This is a genomic window from Methylobacterium sp. 37f, assembly GCF_023093475.1.
GTDB lineage: Bacteria > Pseudomonadota > Alphaproteobacteria > Rhizobiales > Beijerinckiaceae > Methylobacterium.
Genome location: NZ_JAGHKN010000118.1, coordinates 1 through 457, shown reverse-complemented (window position 1 = coordinate 457; position 457 = coordinate 1). Strand labels below are relative to the sequence as shown.

At 65.2% G+C, this 457-nt stretch carries 1 protein-coding gene; it reads right to left on the bottom strand.

Translation table 11 applies throughout. The features are described 5' to 3' along the window. Window positions 1-457, bottom strand: a 457-nt coding sequence (locus tag J7U37_RS24895) for a 4Fe-4S binding protein (protein ID WP_247637496.1), incomplete at both ends; no start/stop codon positions are given.

Genomic DNA, 457 nt, shown 5'->3' with positions numbered 1-457 from the left:
CAATAGACCTTGCGGGTGAACAGGTTGACCACCAGCAGCGCGACAGCGTAGGCGACGAACCACCACTGGCGGTCGAAGCCGAGGGTGATGGCGGTCTTGAACGGCTCCACCTCCGCGGCCTGCTCGGCCAGCGCCAGGGATTCCAGGGAGAGACCGAAGAGCACCAGCAGGATGATGTACTTGATCGCCCAGAGCCGCTCGTGCACGGCGAACGGCACCTGGAACTGCGGCACGCGGAGCTTGCGCGCGAGTTCGTTGAGCAGTTCCTGTAGCGCACCGAACGGGCACAGCCAGCCGCAGAACACGCCGCGGCCCCAGAGCAGCAGGCTGGCTGCGGTGAAGGTCCAGAGGATGAACAGCAGCGGGTCGCTGAGGAACAGCTCCCAGCGGAAGCCTTCGAACAGCGCGTGGACGAAGGTCAGCACGTTGACCACCGATAGCTGGCCGAGGCTGTACC